This is a genomic window from Streptomyces sp. SX-6 (assembly GCF_059089585.1).
This window is the reverse complement of record NZ_JBTHHU010000003.1, coordinates 107,486-125,362: the sequence shown is the minus strand read 5'-3', so window position 1 is coordinate 125,362 and position 17,877 is coordinate 107,486. Positions and strand designations below refer to the sequence as shown.

Annotated in this window: 22 protein-coding genes; 2 read left to right on the top strand and 20 right to left on the bottom strand. The window is 67.9% G+C overall.

Going from position 1 to position 17,877, the window contains the following annotated elements:
* Position 1 precedes the first annotated feature (1 nt).
* The 17 genes from rplF to rpsJ form a co-directional block, all read right to left on the bottom strand.
* Positions 2-541, bottom strand: a complete 540-nt coding sequence (gene rplF, locus ACV530_RS04690) for a 50S ribosomal protein L6 (protein WP_494330939.1) — start codon at positions 539-541, stop codon at positions 2-4.
* A gap of 21 nt (positions 542-562) precedes the next feature.
* The gene (gene rpsH / locus ACV530_RS04685) at positions 563-961 is read right to left on the bottom strand and encodes a 30S ribosomal protein S8 (protein WP_494330938.1); all 399 of its coding nucleotides are present in this window, start codon (positions 959-961) and stop codon (positions 563-565) included.
* 209 nt (positions 962-1,170) lie between these two features.
* A complete protein-coding gene (locus ACV530_RS04680) occupies positions 1,171-1,356 on the bottom strand; it encodes a type Z 30S ribosomal protein S14 (protein WP_035800856.1) in 186 nt (61 codons plus the stop codon).
* A gap of 2 nt (positions 1,357-1,358) precedes the next feature.
* Complete coding sequence (gene rplE / locus ACV530_RS04675; RefSeq protein ID WP_494331154.1) at positions 1,359-1,913, bottom strand: 50S ribosomal protein L5; 555 nt, start codon at positions 1,911-1,913, stop codon at positions 1,359-1,361.
* Positions 1,910-2,233, bottom strand: coding sequence for a 50S ribosomal protein L24 (gene rplX / locus ACV530_RS04670; RefSeq protein ID WP_494330937.1), 324 nt, complete (start codon positions 2,231-2,233; stop codon positions 1,910-1,912). Before rplX ends, rplE begins: the two co-directional genes overlap by 4 nt.
* A 2-nt stretch (positions 2,234-2,235) precedes the next feature.
* The gene (gene rplN, locus ACV530_RS04665) at positions 2,236-2,604 is read right to left on the bottom strand and encodes a 50S ribosomal protein L14 (RefSeq protein WP_087927567.1); all 369 of its coding nucleotides are present in this window, start codon (positions 2,602-2,604) and stop codon (positions 2,236-2,238) included.
* 99 nt (positions 2,605-2,703) lie between these two features.
* Positions 2,704-2,985 (bottom strand): 30S ribosomal protein S17, encoded by a 282-nt coding sequence (gene rpsQ / locus ACV530_RS04660; RefSeq protein ID WP_079429300.1) that lies wholly within the window; start codon positions 2,983-2,985, stop codon positions 2,704-2,706.
* Positions 2,985-3,209, bottom strand: coding sequence for a 50S ribosomal protein L29 (gene rpmC, locus ACV530_RS04655; protein WP_030368408.1), 225 nt, complete (start codon positions 3,207-3,209; stop codon positions 2,985-2,987). Before rpmC ends, rpsQ begins: the two co-directional genes overlap by 1 nt.
* Positions 3,209-3,628 (bottom strand): 50S ribosomal protein L16, encoded by a 420-nt coding sequence (gene rplP / locus ACV530_RS04650; protein ID WP_116212444.1) that lies wholly within the window; start codon positions 3,626-3,628, stop codon positions 3,209-3,211. The genes rpmC and rplP overlap by 1 nt, the downstream gene beginning before the upstream one ends.
* Positions 3,629-3,633: 5 nt before the next feature.
* Complete coding sequence (gene rpsC / locus ACV530_RS04645; RefSeq protein WP_095580665.1) at positions 3,634-4,464, bottom strand: 30S ribosomal protein S3; 831 nt, start codon at positions 4,462-4,464, stop codon at positions 3,634-3,636.
* A complete protein-coding gene (gene rplV / locus ACV530_RS04640) occupies positions 4,464-4,811 on the bottom strand; it encodes a 50S ribosomal protein L22 (protein ID WP_004571827.1) in 348 nt (115 codons plus the stop codon). The genes rpsC and rplV overlap by 1 nt, the downstream gene beginning before the upstream one ends.
* Before the next feature lie 41 nt (positions 4,812-4,852).
* The gene (gene rpsS / locus ACV530_RS04635; protein WP_494330936.1) at positions 4,853-5,134 is read right to left on the bottom strand and encodes a 30S ribosomal protein S19; all 282 of its coding nucleotides are present in this window, start codon (positions 5,132-5,134) and stop codon (positions 4,853-4,855) included.
* 12 nt (positions 5,135-5,146) lie between these two features.
* Positions 5,147-5,983: a 50S ribosomal protein L2 gene (gene rplB, locus ACV530_RS04630; RefSeq protein WP_494330935.1), complete on the bottom strand. Its 837-nt coding sequence runs from the start codon at positions 5,981-5,983 to the stop codon at positions 5,147-5,149.
* Between the two features lie 40 nt (positions 5,984-6,023).
* The gene (gene rplW / locus ACV530_RS04625; protein ID WP_494330934.1) at positions 6,024-6,347 is read right to left on the bottom strand and encodes a 50S ribosomal protein L23; all 324 of its coding nucleotides are present in this window, start codon (positions 6,345-6,347) and stop codon (positions 6,024-6,026) included.
* Complete coding sequence (gene rplD, locus ACV530_RS04620) at positions 6,347-6,997, bottom strand: 50S ribosomal protein L4 (RefSeq protein WP_494330933.1); 651 nt, start codon at positions 6,995-6,997, stop codon at positions 6,347-6,349. Before rplD ends, rplW begins: the two co-directional genes overlap by 1 nt.
* 8 nt (positions 6,998-7,005) lie before the next feature.
* Positions 7,006-7,650, bottom strand: coding sequence for a 50S ribosomal protein L3 (gene rplC, locus ACV530_RS04615; protein WP_494330932.1), 645 nt, complete (start codon positions 7,648-7,650; stop codon positions 7,006-7,008).
* A gap of 13 nt (positions 7,651-7,663) precedes the next feature.
* Positions 7,664-7,972: a 30S ribosomal protein S10 gene (gene rpsJ, locus ACV530_RS04610; protein ID WP_003948644.1), complete on the bottom strand. Its 309-nt coding sequence runs from the start codon at positions 7,970-7,972 to the stop codon at positions 7,664-7,666.
* A gap of 579 nt (positions 7,973-8,551) precedes the next feature.
* Here rpsJ and ACV530_RS04605 point away from each other — a divergent pair.
* Both ACV530_RS04605 and ACV530_RS04600 read left to right on the top strand, forming a co-directional pair.
* Complete coding sequence (locus ACV530_RS04605) at positions 8,552-10,660, top strand: PIG-L family deacetylase (protein ID WP_494330931.1); 2,109 nt, start codon at positions 8,552-8,554, stop codon at positions 10,658-10,660.
* 377 nt (positions 10,661-11,037) lie between these two features.
* The gene (locus tag ACV530_RS04600; protein WP_494330930.1) at positions 11,038-13,773 is read left to right on the top strand and encodes an AAA family ATPase; all 2,736 of its coding nucleotides are present in this window, start codon (positions 11,038-11,040) and stop codon (positions 13,771-13,773) included.
* Positions 13,774-13,881: 108 nt separating this feature from the next.
* Here the strand turns inward: ACV530_RS04600 and tuf are convergent, their stop codons facing one another.
* The 3 genes from tuf to rpsG all read right to left on the bottom strand — a co-directional run bounded on the left by tuf (position 13,882) and on the right by rpsG (position 17,875).
* Positions 13,882-15,075 (bottom strand): elongation factor Tu, encoded by a 1,194-nt coding sequence (gene tuf, locus ACV530_RS04595; RefSeq protein WP_494330929.1) that lies wholly within the window; start codon positions 15,073-15,075, stop codon positions 13,882-13,884.
* A 166-nt stretch (positions 15,076-15,241) separates the two neighbouring features.
* Positions 15,242-17,365, bottom strand: a complete 2,124-nt coding sequence (fusA, locus tag ACV530_RS04590; protein WP_494330928.1) for an elongation factor G — start codon at positions 17,363-17,365, stop codon at positions 15,242-15,244.
* Between the two features lie 39 nt (positions 17,366-17,404).
* On the bottom strand, positions 17,405-17,875 hold the full coding sequence (gene rpsG / locus ACV530_RS04585; RefSeq protein ID WP_494330927.1) for a 30S ribosomal protein S7: 471 nt from the start codon (positions 17,873-17,875) through the stop codon (positions 17,405-17,407).
* Positions 17,876-17,877: the final 2 nt, after the last annotated feature.

The following is a 17,877-nucleotide window of genomic DNA, read 5'->3' as shown; positions in this document are numbered from 1 at the left end:
CTTACTTACCCGCCTTTCCGACCTTGCGGCGGATGACTTCGCCCTCGTACTTGACGCCCTTGGCCTTGTACGGGTCGGGCTTCCGCAGCTTGCGGATGTTCGCGGCGACCTCGCCGACCTTCTGCTTGTCGATGCCCTCGACAGTCAGCTTGGTCGGGGACTCCACCTTGAAGGTGATGCCCTCGGGCGCCTCGATCAGGATCGGGTGGCTGTAGCCCAGGGCGAACTCCAGGTTGGAGCCCTTCGCCTGGACGCGGTAACCGACACCGCTGATCTCGAGCTTCTTGCTGTAACCCTGGGTCACGCCGGTGATCATGTTCGCCACCAGCGTGCGGGACAGACCGTGCAGGGCCTTGTTCTGACGCTCGTCGTTCGGGCGGGTGACGGCCAGTACGCCGTCCTCACCCTTGGCGATCGCGATGGGCGCGGCAATGGTGTGGCTCAGGGTGCCCTTGGGACCCTTCACCTGCACGTTGCGGCCATCGATGGTGACGTCCACACCAGCGGGAACCTGGATGGGGAGCTTGCCGATACGCGACATTGGCTATTCCTCCGTTCCCGATTACCAGACGTAGGCGAGGACTTCCCCACCCACGCCCTTCTTGCTGGCCTGCTGACCGGTCAGGAGACCGTGGGACGTGGAGATGATCGCCACGCCCAGGCCGCCGAGGACCTTCGGCAGGTTGGTGGACTTTGCGTAGACACGCAGGCCCGGCTTCGAAATCCGCTTGATGCCCGCGATGGAGCGCTCACGGTTCGGACCGAACTTCAGCTCGATGACGAGGGACTTGCCGACCTCGGCGTCCTCGACCTTCCAGCCGGAGATGTAGCCCTCCTGCTGCAGGATCTCGGCGATGTGCGCCTTGATCTTGCTGGCAGGCATGGCCACGGAGTCGTGGTACGCCGAGTTCGCGTTCCGCAGACGGGTCAGCATGTCTGCGATCGGATCGGTCATGGTCATGTTTGGCCTTCGGCCTCTCTCGCCGGGGTTTCCTATCTGCGCCATCCCTCTCCCCGAACAATGTCGGGACGGGTGCGGCGCGGGGACCTACGGCGTAGTAAGACGGTCATGGGCGGCGGGCGCCCAACCCTTCAACTCTACGGGAGCCGGGCTGGGACACCCACCATCCAGGATGCTTACCGAGAGTCCTGGTCAACCCAAGTGGGTTGTTACCAGGAGCTCTTGGTCACGCCCGGCAGCTCGCCACGGTGAGCCATCTCACGAAGGCACACGCGGCACAGGCCGAACTTACGGTAAACGGAGTGGGGACGGCCACAGCGCTGGCAGCGGGTGTACGCGCGAACCGCGAACTTCGGCTTGCGAGCGGCCTTGGCAATCAGGGACTTCTTCGCCACGGTCAGTTCTCCTTGAAGGGGAAGCCGAGGTGACGAAGCAGGGCGCGGCCCTCGTCGTCGTTCTTCGCCGTGGTGACCACGGTGATGTCCATGCCCCGGACCCGGTCGATCTTGTCCTGGTCGATCTCGTGGAACATGACCTGCTCCGTGAGACCGAAGGTGTAGTTGCCCCGACCGTCGAACTGCTTGGGGGAGAGACCACGGAAGTCGCGGATGCGCGGCAGCGCGAGCGACAGGGTGCGGTCCAGGAACTCCCACATGCGGTCGCCACGGAGGGTGACGTGGGCGCCGATCGGCTGGCCCTCGCGCAGCTTGAACTGCGCGATGGACTTACGGGCCTTGGTGACGGCGGGCTTCTGACCGGTGATCGTGGTGAGGTCGCGGATGGCGCCCTCGATCAGCTTGGAGTCGCGGGCGGCGTCGCCCACACCCATGTTGACCACGATCTTGGTCAGGCCGGGAACCTGCATGACGTTCTCGAAGGAGAACTCCTCACGCAGCTTGCCCGAGATCTCCTCGCGGTACTTCGTCTTGAGACGCGGAGTGGTAGCCATCAGATGTCCTCACCCGTCCGCTTGGCAACGCGGATCTTGTTGCCCTCGTCGTCGAAGCGGTAACCGACGCGGGTAACGACCTTCTTGCCGTCCTTCTCCACGATCAGCTGAACGTTGCTGACGTGGATCGGGGCCTCGGTCGTCACGATGCCGCCGGTCTTGGAACCACGGGCGGTCTGGCCGGCCTTGGTGTGCTTCTTGACCCGGTTGACACCCTCGACCAGGACACGGTCCTCGCTGGGCATGGCCTTGACGACCTTGCCCTGCTTGCCCTTGTCCTTGCCGGTGATGACCTGAACCAGGTCGCCCTTCTTGATCTTCATGCTTACAGCACCTCCGGCGCGAGCGAGACGATCTTCATGAACTTCTTCTCGCGCAGCTCTCGGCCCACGGGGCCGAAGATACGGGTGCCGCGGGGGTCGCCATCGTTCTTGAGGATGACGGCCGCGTTCTCGTCAAAGCGGATGTACGAGCCGTCCGGACGGCGGCGCTCCTTGACGGTGCGAACGATGACCGCCTTGACGACGTCACCCTTCTTCACGTTGCCACCGGGGATCGCGTCCTTGACGGTGGCGACGATGACGTCACCGATGCCCGCGTAGCGGCGACCCGAGCCACCGAGAACACGGATGCAAAGGATCTCCTTGGCACCAGTGTTGTCGGCGACGCGAAGTCGCGACTCCTGCTGGATCACGTCTATCTCCTGATCGTCTGCCGGTTCCCGGTGAGGGGCTCCTTGCGAAGCCCCTCACCGAGCCTGGCGGAACTGACCTGAGGGAAACCCCTCAGGTAATTACTTGGCCTTCTCGAGGATCTCGACGATGCGCCAGCGCTTGCTCGCCGACAGCGGACGCGTCTCCATGATGAGGACGCGGTCGCCGACGCCGGCAGCGTTCTGCTCGTCGTGCGCCTTGAGCTTGTTGGTACGGCGGATGACCTTGCCGTACAGCGCGTGCTTGACGCGGTCCTCGACGGCGACGACGACGGTCTTGTCCATCTTGTCGCTGACGACCAGACCCTCACGGGTCTTGCGGAAACCGCGCTCGGTCTTCTCAGTCACATTCTTCTCGCTCATCAGGCGCTCTCCACCGTCTCGATGCCGAGCTCGCGCTCACGCATCAGGGTGTAGATCCGGGCGATGTCCTTACGGACGGACTTGAGCCGGCCGTGGTTCTCGAGCTGCCCGGTCGCCGCCTGGAAGCGGAGGTTGAACAGCTCTTCCTTGGCCTCACGGAGCTTCGCGACGAGGTCCTCGTCGTTGAGCTCGCGCAGCTCGGTCGCCTTGATACCAGCGGCCATCACGACTCACCTGCCTCGCGCCGAACAATGCGGCACTTCATCGGAAGCTTGTGGGCGGCGCGGGTCAGCGCCTCCTTAGCGACCTTTTCGTTCGGGAAGGACAGCTCGAACATCACCCGACCGGGGTGGACGTTCGCGACCCACCACTCCGGAGAACCCTTACCGGAACCCATGCGGGTCTCGGCAGGCTTCTTCGTCAGCGGACGGTCGGGGTAGATGTTGATCCACACCTTGCCGCCACGCTTGATGTGACGCGTCATGGCGATACGAGCGGACTCGATCTGACGGTTCGTCACGTAGGCCGGGGTCAGGGCCTGGATGCCGTACTCACCGAAGGCGAGCTCGGTGCCACCCTTGGCCATGCCACGACGCTTGGGGTGGTGCTGCTTGCGGTGCTTGACCCTGCGAGGGATCAGCATGTCGGTCAGGCCTCCGTTCCGGTGGACTCAGCCGGAGCAGCGGCAGCGGCCTCGGCCTTGGGGGCCTCGGCAGCGGCGTTCTGCTGCGGCTTGCGGCCGCGGCCACCGCGCTCGCCACCACGGCCACCACGGGCCGGGCGGTCCTGAGCGCCACCACGGGACGGGCGGTTGCCCGCACGCGCGGCAGCGTTCTCGGCGCGGACCTCGGCGATGTTCTTGACGTCGCCCTTGTAGATCCAGACCTTCACGCCGATGCGGCCGAAGGTGGTCTTGGCCTCGAAGAAGCCGTAGTCGACGTTCGCGCGGAGCGTGTGCAGGGGCACACGGCCCTCGCGGTAGAACTCCGAACGGGACATCTCGGCGCCGCCGAGACGGCCACCGCACTGGATCTTGATGCCCTTGGCGCCGGCCTTCATCGTCGACTGCATGCTCTTGCGCATGGCGCGACGGAAGGAGACGCGGGAGGACAGCTGCTCGGCGACGGCCTGGGCCACCAGCTGAGCGTCCACCTCGGGGTTCTTGACCTCGAGGATGTTCAGCTGAACCTGCTTGCCGGTCAGCTTCTCCAGCTCGCCACGGATGCGGTCGGCCTCGGCGCCACGGCGGCCGATGACGATGCCCGGGCGGGCGGTGTGGATGTCGACGCGGACGCGGTCGCGGGTGCGCTCGATCTCAACCTTCGAGATACCGGCGCGCTCCATGCCCTTCGTCATCATGCGACGAATGGCAACGTCTTCCTTGACGTAGTCCTTGTACAGCTTGTCGGCGTACCAGCGGGACTTGAAGTCCGTGGTGATGCCGAGGCGGAACCCGTGCGGGTTAACCTTCTGGCCCATTACCGGGTTCCTTCCTTGCTGCTGACGACCACGGTGATGTGGCTGGTCCGCTTGCGGATCCGGTAGGCACGGCCCTGGGCACGCGGACGGAACCGCTTCAGGGTCGGGCCCTCGTCGACGTACGCCTCGCTGATGACCAGCGAAGAGGCGTCGGTGTGGTCGTAGTTGTGCGCGGCGTTGGCAATGGCGCTGTCCAGCACCTTGCCCACCGGCACGCTCGCGGCCTGCGGGGCGAAACGCAGGACCGCCTGAGCCTCCGTGGCATCCATGCCACGGATGAGGTCCACCACTCGGCGGGCCTTCATGGGCGTGACGCGGATGTACCGCGCCTGGGCCCTGGCTTCCATGGTTGTCCCTTCGGTGTCAGTCATAGTCGTTCGCACCCCGCTTAGCGGCGCTTCGACTTGCGGTCGTCCTTGACGTGGCCGCGGAAGGTGCGGGTCGGCGAGAACTCGCCGAGCTTGTGGCCGACCATCGACTCGGAGACAAACACCGGGACGTGGGTCTTGCCGTTGTGCACCGCGAGCGTGTGGCCGAGCATGGCCGGCACGATCATGGAGCGACGGGACCAGGTCTTGATGACGTTCTTGGTACCGGCTTCGTTCTGAGCGTCCACCTTCTTGATGAGGTGGGCGTCGACGAAGGGTCCCTTCTTGAGACTACGCGGCATCTAAACCCGCTCCTAGCGCTTCTTGTTCGTCTTGCGGCGGCGGACGATGTACTTGTTGCTCGCCTTCTTGGGAGAACGAGTACGACCCTCCTTCTGACCCCAGGGCGAGACCGGGTGGCGACCACCGGAGGTCTTGCCCTCACCACCACCGTGCGGGTGGTCAACGGGGTTCATGGCGACACCGCGGACGGTCGGGCGAACGCCCTTCCAGCGCATGCGGCCGGCCTTGCCCCAGTTGATGTTCGACTGCTCGGCGTTGCCGACCTCGCCAACGGTGGCGCGGCAGCGCACGTCGACCAGGCGGATTTCGCCGGACGGCATGCGCAGGTGGGCCATGGAGCCCTCCTTCGCCAGCAGCTGCACGGAGGAACCGGCGGAGCGGGCGAACTTCGCACCGCCGCCGGGACGCAGCTCGATGGCGTGGATGGTCGTACCCACCGGGATGTTGCGCAGCGGCAGGTTGTTGCCCGGCTTGATGTCGGCGCCAGGGCCGTTCTCAATCCGAGCACCCTGCACGACGCCACGCGGCGCGATGATGTAGCGCTTCTCACCGTCTGCGTAGTGCAGCAGCGCGATGCGCGCGGTGCGGTTCGGGTCGTACTCGATGTGAGCGACCTTGGCCGGCACGCCGTCCTTGTCGTGACGACGGAAGTCGATCACACGGTAGGCGCGCTTGTGGCCACCACCCTGGTGGCGAACGGTCACACGACCGGCGTTGTTACGGCCGCCCTTGCTGTGCAGGGGGCGGACCAGCGACTTCTCCGGCGTGGACCGCGTGATCTCGACAAAGTCGGCGACGCTGGAGCCACGACGGCCCGGGGTCGTCGGCTTGTACTTGCGGATACCCATTTCTCAGTCCTCGTCCGATTTCGGACGATCCAGACCGCCCTTAGGCGGTCGGACCGCCGAAGATGTCGATACGGTCGCCCTCGGCGAGGGTCACGATGGCGCGCTTGGTGTTGGCACGCTTACCGAAACCGCTCTTGGTGCGCTTGCGCTTGCCCTGGCGGTTGATCGTGTTGACCCCGGTGACCTTGACCGAGAAGACCGCCTCGACGGCCTGCTTGATCTGGGTCTTGTTGGCGCGCGGGTCGACGATGAACGTGTACTTGTTCTCGTCCAGCAGCGCGTAGCTCTTCTCCGAGACAACCGGCTTGACCAGAAGGTCGCGCGGGTCCGAGAAGGTCTTGCTGGTGACGACGGCCTCAGTCATCAGGCCTCGCTCCCTTCGGTCTCAATGGCCTTGGGGCCAGACACGAAGGACTCGAAAGCGGCCTGGGTGAAGACCACGTCGTCCGAGACGAGCACGTCGTACGTGTTCAGCTGGCCCGGCTCCAGGATGTGCACCTGGGGCAGGTTGCGGGCGGACAGCCACGCGGCCTCGTCGGACCGGTCGGCGACCAGGAGCAGGTTCTTGCGCTCCGAGATCTTGCCGAGCAGGGTCTTGGCGGCCTTGGTGGAAACCGCACCCTCGACCACGCCGGAGACGACGTGGATGCGGGAGTGGCGCGCCCGATCGGTGAGGGCACCGCGCAGGGCGGCGGCCTTCATCTTCTTCGGGGTCCGCTGCGAGTAGTCACGCGGCACGGGACCGTGCACGACGCCACCACCGGCGAACTGCGGCGCGCGGGTCGAACCCTGACGGGCGCGACCGGTGCCCTTCTGGCGGTACGGCTTCTTGCCACCGCCGCGGACCTCGCCACGAGTCTTGGTCTTGTGCGTGCCCTGACGGGCAGCGGCCAGCTGCGCGACAACGACCTGGTGGATCAGCGGGATGCTGACCTTGGCGTCGAAGATCTCCGCGGGGAGCTCGACGGTCCCGGCCTTGTCGCCTGCCGGCGAAAGGATGTCAATGGTGCTCATCGGTTACCTCAGGCCCCCTTGGCCGCGGTACGGACCAGGACGAGGCCGCCGTTCGGACCAGGAACCGCGCCCTTGATCAGGAGCAGGCCCTTCTCCGCGTCAACGGCGTGGACGGTCAGGTTCTGGGTGGTGACCCGCTCGTTGCCCATGCGGCCCGCCATGCGGAGGCCCTTGAACACACGGCCCGGGGTGGCACAGCCACCGATGGAGCCGGGGGAGCGGTGCTTGCGCTGGGTGCCGTGCCCGGCGCCGAGGCCACGGAAGTTGTGGCGCTTCATGACACCGGCGAAGCCCTTGCCCTTGCTCTTGCCGGTGACGTCAACCTTGACGCCGGCCTCGAACACGTCCGCGCTGATCTCCTGGCCGAGCGTGTACTCGGCGGCGTCGGAGGTGCGGATCTCCACCAGGTGGCGGCGGGGGGTCACGTCAGCCTTGGCGAAGTGGCCCTTGAGGGGCTTGTTCACCTTGCGCGGGTCGATCTCGCCGAAGGCGATCTGGACCGACTCGTACTTGTCGGCGTCGTTGGTGCGAACCTGGGTCACGACGCAGGGACCGGCCTTGACGACGGTCACGGGGACGACACGGTTGTTCTCGTCCCAGACCTGCGTCATGCCGAGCTTCTCGCCCAGGATGCCCTTGATCTGCTTAGCCATCTCGCGCGTCACCTCAGAGCTTGATCTCGATGTCGACGCCGGCCGGCAGGTCGAGACGCATAAGCGAGTCAACCGTCTTCGGCGTGGGGTCGAGGATGTCGATGAGGCGCTTGTGGGTACGCATCTCGAAGTGCTCGCGCGAGTCCTTGTACTTGTGCGGCGACTTGATGACGCAGTACACGTTCTTCTCAGTGGGCAGCGGCACCGGGCCCGCGACCGACGCACCAGTGCGGGTCACCGTCTCGACGATCTTCTTCGCCGAAGAGTCGATGACCTCGTGGTCGTAGGCCTTGAGCCGGATGCGGATCTTCTGTCCCGCCATGGCTACTTCGTAGTCCTGTCTCTCGTAACGCTCCGGTACTCGGCGGGCTTGCGCTGCAGCGCTGTCCCATCCCCGCTCACCTCCGACCCACGCGGTCGGGCGTGTCGCGCCCCTTCCAGTCAGAATCTCCAAAAAAGGAGACTCCCTGCTCAAGGGGTTCATGGGGGAAGGACACCCACCGAGTGCCTGGCCAGAGCCCCGCTGACACTTCCCGGAAGATTCCCGTACTTCCGCCCCTCACAAGGGGCGACGAGTACTGCGGGACTCGCTTCCAGTCCTCCCGGCGGGAGGCGCGCAGCATCGGCACTCAACCGAGCAACCTGAACAGTGTGCCATACGTGCCCGAAGGGGCGCCAATCGCAGCCGAAAAAGGTACAACGACCGGCCGAGATGTCAAACCGCCGTCCCGGCATTGTGGACACTAGGGTCGTTTCCGGCAAGCGGTTCCGGCCTTACGGGGCCCCTGAGCTCTCCCCCAGGATTTGTCCCTCCTTGGGCAACCCGCGCGTCCGCATGCCCGTCCCTTCACACGCTGGGGGGCCATAGGTTGCGCGTGGCACAACGGACGGAGTCAGGTAGTTGGACATCTCACGGCGTACGGTCTCTCGCCGCTCGGTGCTCGCGGGCATCGCCGCGACCACCGCGCTCGCCGCGGCGGGGTGCAGCTCCGGCGATTCCGGCCCCAAGCTCTCCCCCGTACGCGCCCTGGACCCCCACTCCACCGAGTCGTTCGCCAAGAGCGGCAGCCCGCTGCTGCTGCAGATCATGGCGCACCCCGACGACGACCTGTTCTTCATGCAGCCCGACGCCGGGCTCATGGTGCAGGCCGGCGTGCCCGTCGTGTCCGTCTATGTGACGGCCGGCGAGGCGGTCGGGCAGAACTGGATCAAGGGGATGCCCAAGCCCATCAAGCGGGACAAGGCCAAGTACTCCTCGGCCCGCCACCAGGGGCTGCGCCAGGCCTACGCCGAGCTGATCGGCAAGGACAAGTTCACCGGCTGGACCAAGTCCGTCCTGGACCTGCCGGGCGGGGTGAAGGCCGAGACCAACGAGCTGGTCAACGGCAACAAGCGGGTCCGGCTGGTCTTCCTGAACCTCGCCATGGAGTCCGCCCACGACACCCGTCTGCCGGAGCTGTGGGACGAGCCGGGCATCGAGATGCAGACCCTGGTCGCCACCGGCTCCCCCTGCACCACCGTGAGCAACTACAAGCACAGCACCCTGGTGGACGCCCTGTCCGGGATCATGGACCGCTACAAGCCGACCGTGATCCACACCATGGACCCCGACCCCGACTTCCAGGTGCACGACGCCACGCACCCCAAGGACAACGACTACGGGGCGTGCTCCGACCACCGCGACCACACCCCGACCGCGCTCTTCACCTGGAAGGCGATGTCCCAGTGGGTCGCGGACGTCACCAAGCGTGACGAGCACCCGCCCCGCTTCCTCACGACCTCCTTCCGCGGCTACTACAACCAGCGCTGGCCGCACAATCTGCCGGCGGAGATCGTGGAGCAGAAGCACCGCCTGGTCGAGGCGTACGGCGGCGACCCCCACTGGAGCTGCGGCAACACCGCGGGCTGCGGCGACTACGGCCAGGGCGGCGACCGCCCGATGAAGAACCGCAAGGGCTGGATCCGCTCCACCCACTACCGCCACCCCGGCGCCACGCCCGCCGTCGGCACCGACAAGGCCGGGCGTGTGGAGGCGTACGGCGTCCTCGGCCTGCACGCCGTGCGCTGGCTGGAGTCCTCGCCCGGCAGCGGCCGCTTCGGCGACCCCCAGAACCTGGGCGGCGGGCCCTTCGCGCCCGCCCTCTCGACCGTCCGCGACTCCTCTGGGCGCCGCCTGCTCTTCGCCCTGCGCTTCTCCGCCCTCAAGGGCGAGGGCCGCGCGAACACCCGCGAGATCGTCGTCCTCGAGCAGCGCTCGCCCGACGGCGCGTTCGGGAAGTGGAAGAGCCTCGGCAACCCCGAGCACAAGCACGACCGGGGCCGCCGTACGGGCATCCCGGCCGCCGTCGCCACTCCGGACGGGCGCGTCCACCTGTTCGTCCGCAACGCGGGCAAGGGGCTCTCGTACCGGGTGCGCGAGGCCGGCGGCAAGTGGGGCGGCTGGCACAGCCTGCACGGCCAGGAGATCCAGGAGGGCCTGACAGCCGTCCTGGACAAGGACCACCGCGTCCACGTCTTCGGCGCCGGCCGCGACACCGTCCACCACTGGACACAGGACGAGCCCGGCAAGCCGATGCGCTTCGCGCCGCTCAAGGGATCGCTGCCGCAGCCCGGCGGCGACCCGATCGCCGCCGGGGTCGGCCCCGACGGGCAGCTGGCCGTCGTCTACCGCAAGCCGGCCGCCAAGGAGCCGGTCGGCTACCGCCTCAAGGACGGCGGCCCCGAAACCGAACAGCTGGACGACTCCACGCTGCGCCGCTTCGCGGGCTACGGCGCGCTCATCGCGCAGGCGGTGCCGGCGCGGGGCGGCAAGGACACGCTGATGCTGCTGGGCCGTGCGCTCGACGGCGGCGCCCAGCTCGTCGACGCGGCGGCGTCCGACGCCGACCCGGCCCGGGTCTCCGGCCGCCCCGTCCCCGTCGGCACGGCGGCCCTGCTGGCCGACGCGGACCACCGCCCGTGCGTGGTGGGCCTGGCCCCGGACGCCACCCCCTGGGCCTGGCGCCCATAGCCCACCACGGGAGTCTGCTGCCCCGGCCCCGCCCTTCCACCGTTCCCCGGGGCGCAGCCCCCGGACCCCGCCCCTGGGGCTGCGCCCCAGACCCCGCTTGTCGCGGCTCCGCCGCTCGTCCTCAAACGCCGGACGGGCTGGAGAGTGCCAGGCCCGGCACAACCCAGCCCGTCCGGCGTTTGAGGACCAACGCGGCGAAGCCGCGTTGCGGGGGCCCAGGGGGCTCCGCCCCCGGAGGAAACGGTGAAAGGGCGGGACCGGGGCACAACTCCCCCCTCCCAGGGCCTTGCTATCGTGCAGATCGATCGCCTGAAGGAACCTGGAACTCCGGTTCGGCCACGTCCGGAGACCGCCTCAGAGGGGGAAGGGGCGCCCGCATGCTCGTCGAGCGTGGCAAGGAGCTCGCCCGACTGTCCGGGACGCTCGCTCAATGCCGCACGGGCAGCGGCGGCTTCGCCGTGATCCGCGGCGGCGCCGCCATCGGCAAGACCGAACTCCTCCACGCACTGGACGCCCACGCCACCGCCCACGGCTTCCGCGTACTGCGCGCCATCGGCAGCCCGGCCGAACACCCCTTCCCCTACGCCCTGGTGGAACAGCTCTTCCCCGAGGCCCTCGAGGACGCGCACGGCGCCAGCACCGGCACCGGCGCCGTACCGCCCACCGTCCTGCGCCGCATCCACCAGGCCGCACTCGGCCTGGCCGCCGACCGTCCCCTCCTCCTCTGCGTCGACGACCTCCAGCACGCCGACCCCGCATCCCTGCAGTGCCTGCTCTACCTGGTCTGGCGGCTGCGCACCGCACCCATCGCCCTCGTCGTCACCGAGAGCGCCGAGAGCCCGCACGGCGCCGCCGCCGACCGTACGCTCCTCGGCGAGCTCCAGTACCAGCCCGGGATCTGCCGGATCGACCTCGCACCCCTGAGCCCGGCCGGGGTCGCCGAACTGGTCGCCGCCGAGCTGGGCGAGGACGCGGCCGGGCGGCTCGCCGTACGCTTCCACGCCGCCAGCGGCGGCAACCCGCTCCTGCTGAACGCCCTGCTGGCCGACGCCCGCACCGCCGCCCCGCGGGAACCGCGGGAACCGCGGGAACCGCAGGAGCCCGCCCCCGGCGCCGCCTTCCAGGCCGCCGCGAATGCCTGCGTCCACCGCATCGGCGGCGACACCCTCGCCGTGGCCCGCGGCATCGCCGTACTGGGCGGCGGCGAGGACACGACCACGCTCTGCGCCCTGACCGGCGTCACCCGCCGCACGGCCGGCCTCGCACTCCACGCACTCACCGAGTCCGCACTGCTCGAGGACGGCCGGCTCCGCCACGACGCCCTGCGCACCGCCCTCCTGGCCGGCCTGCCGGCCGCCGAACACACGCGGCTCCGCGCCAAGGCGGCCCGGCTGCTCCACGCCCAGGGCGCCCAACCCACCGCCGTCGCCGAGCAGTTGCTCGCATGCGGCCCCCTGGGCGAGCGGTGGGAGACCCAGTTGCTGCGCGCCGCCGCCGAGGCGTACCTCGCGAGCGGCGACACCGACCGGGCGGCACACTGCCTGCGGCAGGCCGTCCTGTGCGCGGACGACACCCCGCAGGGCCTCACCGACCGGCTCGCCACGGCGGCCCTCGCCTGGCGCCTCGACCCCAAGGGCGTTGTCCCGCAACTCCGTTCACTGACGGACCAGGCACAGGCAGGGGCGCTGCCACCGCGCACCGTGCTCCAGCTCGTCCAGGCCCTGCTGTGGCACGGCATGGAGGACGAAGCGGCAGCCGCGTCCGAAGGGCTCCCCCACGAGGGGCACGACGCACAGTTCGCCGACGCCCTGCGCGTCGCCCGCCTGCGACTGGCCACCGAGTACCCCGGCGCCCTGCCCCGGCTGAGCGGCATCCTGAACCACACGCATACGCCCGAGGAGCCCCCCTCCCCCTCCCCCGAGCTGATCGCCGCCCGCAACGCCTACGCCGCCCTCCGCGGCGGCGACCCCCACGAGGTCCTGGCCGACGCCGAACGGGTCCTGCAATCGGCCCGGTTGGGCGAGCACACCCTGGACCCGCTGATCTCCTCGGTGCACGCGCTGATCCGGATCGACCGGCTGGCCGAGGCGGAGCACTGGTGCGACCGGCTGCTGGCACGGGCGGCCAGGCACCGCGTCCCCGTCTGGGACTCCGCCCTGCACCTGGCCAAGGCCCTGATCTCCCTGCGCAGGGGAAGCCTGCCCACCGCCCTCGAACACGGCCGCCGCACACTCGAGTTGATGCCCCCGGAGAGCTGGGGGACGGGCGTCACGCTGCCGCTGGCCGTCCTCGTCGAGACCCACACGGCACGCGGCGAGCACGACGCCGCGGCACAGCTCCTCGACCGGCCGGTGCCCGAGGCCGCTTTCCGCACCGTCTTCGGCGTGTACTACCAGCACGCGCGCGGCACGCACCACCTCGCCCTGGGCCGGCACCAGGCGGCGCTGACCAGCTTCAGGACCTGCGGCGAGAACCTGGCCTCCTGGGGCCTGGACTCCCCCGGCCTGGTGCCGTGGCGCATCGGCGCGGCCGAGGCCTGGATCCGGCTCGGCAAACCCGCCGAGGCCGGCAAGCTGCTCAACGAGCAGCTCACGCACCCCGGTTACCGCCGGCCCCGCGCCCTCGGCTCCGCCCTGCGCGTCCTGTCCGCCACCCGCGGCCCCGCCCAGCGCGCGCCCATGCTCGGCCGGGCCGTGGAGCTGTTGCGGACCGCGGGCGACCGCTACACCATGGCGCGTACCCTGGCCGAGCTCAGCCAGGTCCACCAGCGGCTCGGCAACGGCCGCGAGGCCCGGCAGCTCGCCCTGCGGGCCTGGCGCACGGCCGAGGAGTGCGGCGCGGAGGAACTCCAGCGCTCCCTGCTCCCCGCCCCCGTACGCCCCCGCCGCACCGGTGCGGCCCCGGGCACGGACCCGGAGACCTCGCACCCGCTCACCGACGCCGAGCACCGGGTCGCGGCCCTGGCCGCCCAGGGCTACACCAACCGGGAGATCGCGGTGAAGCTGTCCATCACCGTGAGCACCGTCGAGCAGCACCTCACGCGCATCTACCGCAAGTTCGGCATCAAGCACCGCCGCCAGCTCGCCGCGAGCCTGGGCTTCGACGGCTCCTGACAACGGCTCCTGACAACGCGAACAGGCCCGTACATCCAAGGATGTACGGGCCTGTTCCACGCGCCCCGCACTCCCCTCACGGAGAGTGCGGAACGCTCAGATCAGCAATTACTTGTTGATCTTGGTGACCTGACCGGCACCAACGGTACGGCCGCCCTCACGGATGGTGAAGCGCAGGCCCTCCTCCATGGCGACGGGCTGGATCAGGGAAACGGTCATCTCGGCGTTGTCGCCGGGCATGACCATCTCCGTGCCCTCCTTGAGGGTCACAACACCGGTCACGTCAGTCGTACGGAAGTAGAACTGCGGACGGTAGTTGTTGAAGAACGGGGTGTGGCGGCCGCCCTCGTCCTTGGAGAGGATGTACGCCGTGGCCTCGAACTCGGTGTGCGGGGTGACCGAACCCGGCTTGATGATGCACTGGCCGCGCTCGACGTCCTCGCGCTTGATGCCGCGGAGCAGCAGACCGACGTTCTCACCGGCCTGGCCCTCGTCGAGCAGCTTGCGGAACATCTCGATGCCGGTGACCGTGGTGGTGGTCTTCTCGGTCTTGATGCCGATGATGTCGACGGTCTCGTTGACCTTCAGGACACCACGCTCGATACGACCGGTGACGACGGTGCCACGACCGGTGATCGTGAAGACGTCCTCGATCGGCATCAGGAACGGCTTGTCGACGTCACGCTCGGGCTGCGGGATGTGCTCGTCCACAGCGTCCATGAGGCTCTTGACCGACTGGCCCCACTCGGCGTCGCCCTCGAGCGCCTTCAGCGCCGAGACCTTGACGACCGGAGCGTCGTCGCCCGGGAACTCGTACTCGTTGAGCAGCTCACGGACCTCGAGCTCGACGAGCTCCAGGATCTCCTCGTCGTCCACCATGTCGGCCTTGTTCAGGGCGACAACGATGTACGGAACGCCGGACTGGCGGGCCAGGAGCACGTGCTCCTTGGTCTGCGGCATCGGACCGTCGGTCGCGGCGACCACGAGGATCGCGCCGTCCATCTGGGCGGCACCGGTGATCATGTTCTTGATGTAGTCCGCGTGACCCGGGCAGTCAACGTGGGCGTAGTGACGCGACTCGGTCTGGTACTCGACGTGCGCGATGGAAATGGTGATACCGCGCTGCCGCTCCTCAGGCGCCTTGTCGATCTGGTCGAACGGCGTGAAGGGGTTCAGCTCCGGGTGAGCGTCGTGCAGCACCTTGGTGATGGCCGCGGTAAGGGTCGTCTTACCGTGGTCAACGTGACCGATGGTGCCGATGTTGACGTGCGGCTTAGTCCGCTCGAACTTCGCCTTCGCCACTGGGTCCTCCTGTGGAGTGGTTCTGTACGCCTTACTTCATCGGCGCCAGGTGATCTTCTGGGGTGCCGTCCGCCGGGGCATACCGCCGCATGCGAATTGCGGTGGTATGCCCCAACGGCCGGTTCAAGCCTAAAGCGTCGGATCCGTCTGTGGAGACGGGAGCCGATTACTCGCCCTTGGCCTTCGCGATGATCTCCTCGGCGACGTTCCGCGGAACCTCGGCGTAGGAGTCGAACTGCATCGAGTAGCTTGCGCGACCCGACGTCTTGCTGCGGAGGTCTCCGACGTAGCCGAACATCTCCGACAGCGGAACCAGGCCCTTGACGAGCTTGGCGCCGCTCCGGTCCTCCATGGCCTGGATCTGGCCACGGCGGGAGTTGATGTCGCCGATCACGTCGCCCATGTAGTCCTCGGGGGTGGTGACCTCGACGGACATCATCGGCTCGAGCAGAGCCGGCGACGCCTTGCGGGCACCCTCCTTGAACGCCATGGAACCGGCGATCTTGAAGGCGAGCTCGGAGGAGTCGACGTCGTGGTAGGCACCGTCGAGCAGCGTGATCTTCACGCCGGTCAGCGGGTAGCCGGCCAGAACACCGAACTCCATGGCCTCCTGGCAACCCGCGTCCACGGACGGGATGTACTCCCGCGGGATGCGGCCACCGGTGACCTTGTTCTCGAACTCGTAGCCGTCGCCCTCGAGGGGCGACATCGCGATCTGCACCTTCGCGAACTGGCCGGAACCACCAGTCTGCTTCTTGTGCGTGTAGTCGATCCGCTCGACGGCCTTGCGGATCGTCTCGCGGTACGCGACCTGCGGCTTGCCGACGTTGGCCTCGACCTTGAACTCACGCTTCATACGGTCGACCAGCACGTCGAGGTGCAGCTCGCCCATACCCGCGATGATGGTCTGGCCCGTCTCCTCGTCCGTGTGGACCTGGAAGGACGGGTCCTCCTCGGCCAGACGCTGGATGGCGACACCCAGCTTCTCCTGGTCGCCCTTGGACTTGGGCTCAATGGCGACCTGGATGACCGGGGCCGGGAAGTCCATCGACTCGAGGATCACCGGGTTCGCGGCGTCGCAGAGGGTCTCACCGGTGGTGGTCTGCTTCAGACCCATGACGGCGACGATGTCACCGGCACCCACCGACTCGATCTCCTCACGCTTGTTCGCGTGCATCCGGTAGATCTTGCCGATGCGCTCCTTCTTGCCCTTCACGGAGTTCTGGACCTGGGATCCAGCCTCCATGCGGCCCGAGTAGACCCGGACGAAGGTGAGCTTGCCGAGGTGCGGGTCGCTCATGATCTTGAAGGCAAGACCGGCGAACGGCTCGTCGTCGGAAGGCTTGCGCTTCACGACCTCGTCGGCGTCCTTGACCGAGTGGCCCTCGACGGCCTCGATGTCGAGCGGCGACGGCAGGTAGCGGACGACCGCGTCGAGCAGGGGCTGAACGCCCTTGTTCTTGAACGCGGTGCCACAGAACACCGGGGTGACGGTGACGGAGTCGGCGCCACCCTTCGACGCGAGGGTGATGCGGCGGATGGCCGCCATCAGCTGCTCCTCGGTGGGCTCCTGGCCCTCGAGGAAGAGCTCCATCATCTCTTCGTCGTTCTCGGCAACGCCCTCGAGGAGCTTGCCGCGCCATTCCTCGGCAGCCTCGATGTGGGTGTCCGGGATGTCGACGACGTCGTACATCTCGCCCTTGGCGGCCTCGGCGGACCAGACCAGCGCCTTCATCTGGACGAGGTCGACCACGCCCTTGAAGTCGGCCTCGGCACCGATCGGCAGCTGCATGACCAGCGGAACCGCGCCCAGGCGGTCGACGATCATGTCGACACAGCGGTGGAACTCGGCACCGGTGCGGTCGAGCTTGTTGACGAAGCAGATACGCGGCACGCCGTAGCGGTCCGCCTGACGCCAAACGGTCTCGGACTGCGGCTCAACACCGGCAACGCCGTCGAACACCGTCACGGCACCGTCGAGCACGCGCAGCGAACGCTCCACCTCGACGGTGAAGTCGACGTGGCCCGGGGTGTCGATGATGTTGATGGTGTGGTCGACGTCGTTCAGCGGCCAGTGGCAGGTCGTCGCGGCAGACGTGATCGTGATGCCACGCTCCTGCTCCTGCTCCATCCAGTCCATCGTGGCAGCGCCATCGTGGACCTCACCGATCTTGTAAGAAACACCGGTGTAGAACAGGATCCGCTCGGTGGTGGTCGTCTTGCCCGCGTCGATGTGGGCCATGATCCCGATGTTGCGGACCTTGGCCAGGTCAAGCGAAGTGGTGGCCATATGGCTCAGTCTTCTCTCGGTTCTCGATGGGGGTAGGGACTACCAGCGGTAGTGCGCGAAGGCCTTGTTGGACTCGGCCATCTTGTGCGTGTCCTCACGCTTCTTGACGGCTGCGCCGAGACCGTTGGAGGCGTCCAGCAGCTCGTTCATGAGGCGCTCGGTCATGGTCTTCTCGCGACGGGCGCGGGAGTAGCCGACCAGCCAGCGCAGCGCCAGGGTGGAGGCGCGGCCCGGACGGACCTCGACCGGCACCTGGTAGGTCGCGCCACCGACACGGCGGGACTTGACCTCGAGGGCGGGCTTGACGTTCTCAAGCGCGCGCTTCAGCGTGATGACCGGGTCGTTACCGGTCTTCTCGCGCAGACCCTCCATGGCGCCGTACACGATGCGCTCGGCGGTGGAACGCTTGCCGTGCAGCAGGATCTTGTTGATCAGCGACGTGACAAGAGGAGAGTTGTAGACCGGGTCGATGATGACCGGGCGCTTCGGGGCGGGGCCCTTACGAGGCATTC